The organism is Noviherbaspirillum denitrificans (genome assembly GCF_002211445.1).
Lineage (GTDB): Bacteria > Pseudomonadota > Gammaproteobacteria > Burkholderiales > Burkholderiaceae_D > Noviherbaspirillum > Noviherbaspirillum denitrificans.
In genome coordinates this window covers 42,514-44,448 of the sequence record NZ_LSTO01000002.1, presented here as the reverse complement: position 1 = coordinate 44,448, position 1,935 = coordinate 42,514, and the positions used below count along the sequence as shown (strand labels likewise).

Here is a 1,935-nt window from a genome sequence, read left to right as displayed (position 1 = left end):
CGCCATGCTTCAGGTATTCGACCTCGGTCAGCAGCACGCCGGCATTGCCGACGATGGAGCGGCCCGGTTCGAACATCACCTGGATCGGCTTGCCCTGGTACTGGTGCAGGCGCCACTTGTCGATCTTTGCGAACAGGCGGCCGAGGTAATCGCCCACCGCCACCGGCTTGTCCTGGTCATAGGTGATGCCGATGCCGCCGCCGATATCGAGGTGGTGCAGAATAATGCCTTCCTTCGCGAGGCGGTCCACCAGTTCGATCAGGCGGTCGAGCGCCTCGAGCAGCGGCGCGTCGTCCAGCAGCTGCGAACCGATATGGCAGTCGATGCCGACGACACGGATATGCGGAAGCGCTGCGGCCGTGCGATAAGCGGTGAGCGCTTCGTCATACGCGATGCCGAACTTGTTTTCCTTCAGGCCGGTGGAGATGTAGGGGTGGGTCTTGGCGTCGACGTTCGGGTTCACGCGCAAAGACACCGGAGCCTGCTTGCCCACTTCGCCGGCGACCTCGTTCAGTCGCTGCAGCTCGGCTGTCGATTCCACGTTGAAGCAGAGGATGTCGTGCGACAGTGCCAGCTTCATTTCTTCATGTGTCTTGCCCACACCGGAAAAAATCACCTTGCGCGGGTCGCCGCCGGCAGCAATCACACGCAGCAATTCACCGCCCGACACGATGTCGAAGCCGGAGCCGAGTTGGCCGAGCAGGTTCAGCACCGCGAGGTTGGAATTCGACTTGACCGAGTAGCAGACCAGCGCGGTATCCGCATCGCGGCCATTCTCGCGGCAGGCGATCGAGTAAGCCGAAAAATTCTCGACCAGCGCGGCCTTGGAGTACACGTAGGTCGGGCTACCGAACTGGCGGGCGATATCAGAAAGCGGAACGTTTTCGGCGTGCAGCACGCCGTTCTTGGCGGAAAAGTGGGACATGGTATGAAAAACGGCTATTTGGAAGCGGGGGCCGGATTTTGCGGCGGTGTCGCTGCGGGAGCGGGTGTCGCGACCGGCTGTTTCGCGGGCAGGTAAAGCGGGCCTTTCTGGCCGCATCCGGCCAGCAGGATCGCCATGGACAGACCGGCAACACGCGACAGGTCAAGAACTGACTTCACGATTAGAATCACGGTTTTGGGAATCATTGGAGTGTAGCATGACTGAAACCGAATTCCTGGCACTGGCGGATGAGACGCTGAGCGCCATTGAGGCAGGCCTGGAACGTGCGGCCAACGACTGCGACCTCGATGTCGAATGCAGCCGCAGCGGGAATGTGCTCGAGATCGAGTTTGTCGACAACGGTACGAAGATCATCGTCAACAGCCAGGCGCCGATGCAGGAAATGTGGGTTGCTGCGCGTTCGGGCGGATTCCATTACAAGCGCGTCGACGGCGAGTGGCGCAACACGCGCGACCAGACGGAGCTGTACGTGTCGCTGTCGAGGATGGTGACGGAGCAGGGCGGCGTGGCCATTTCGCTGGACGCGGGTAAATAAAAAAGCCGGAATCCCTCGCAGGATTCCGGCCTTCAACTATCGAGGGCGCGTTCAGAACAGCTCGTTCTTCACGTCGTCCTTCGCCTTCTCTTCATCCGCTCCGGTGCCGCCACCGACGCCCAGGCTGCGCACGCCGGTACCCGGTGGATTTTCGGCGTAATAGTATTCGCCGCCCACCTGGATGACCCCTTCCGGAACCACGCGTTCTTCAATCGGCACATCCTTGAGCGCCTTGCCCATGTAGCTGATCCAGATCGGAAGAGCGAGGCCGCCGCCGGTTTCCTTGTTGCCCAGGTTTTTAGGCTGGTCGAAACCGATCCATGCGATCCCAACGATCTTCGGGTTGTAACCGGCGAACCAGGCGTCGATGGAGTCGTTGGTAGTGCCTGTCTTGCCTGCGATGTCCGGACGCTTCAGGGACAGTGCGCGCGTCGCCGTACCGAACTTCACCACG

3 protein-coding genes and 1 pseudogene are annotated in these 1,935 nt (G+C 61.0%); 1 reads left to right on the top strand and 3 read right to left on the bottom strand.

Translation table 11 applies throughout. The features are described 5' to 3' along the window. Both lysA and lptM read right to left on the bottom strand, forming a co-directional pair. Positions 1–925 (bottom strand): diaminopimelate decarboxylase (gene lysA / locus AYR66_RS23715; protein WP_088710231.1); only part of this gene is annotated, 925 nt, incomplete at its 3' end. 14 nt (positions 926–939) lie between these two features. Continuing rightward, positions 940–1,104, bottom strand: coding sequence for an LPS translocon maturation chaperone LptM (lptM, locus tag AYR66_RS28525; RefSeq protein ID WP_206047306.1), 165 nt, complete (start codon positions 1,102–1,104; stop codon positions 940–942). Between the two features lie 38 nt (positions 1,105–1,142). On the opposite strand from lptM, the gene cyaY reads away from it, so the two are divergent. Continuing rightward, positions 1,143–1,481, top strand: a complete 339-nt coding sequence (gene cyaY, locus AYR66_RS23705) for an iron donor protein CyaY (protein WP_088710053.1) — start codon at positions 1,143–1,145, stop codon at positions 1,479–1,481. Positions 1,482–1,532: 51 nt separating this feature from the next. Here the strand turns inward: cyaY and AYR66_RS23700 are convergent. Then, positions 1,533–1,935, bottom strand: a pseudogene (locus AYR66_RS23700) (penicillin-binding protein); the annotation flags it as partial.

Coding starts and splice junctions, on each gene's coding strand:
- cyaY (WP_088710053.1), top strand. CDS start 1,143: ATGACTGAAACCGAATTCCTGGCACTGGCGGATGAGACGCTGAGCGCC.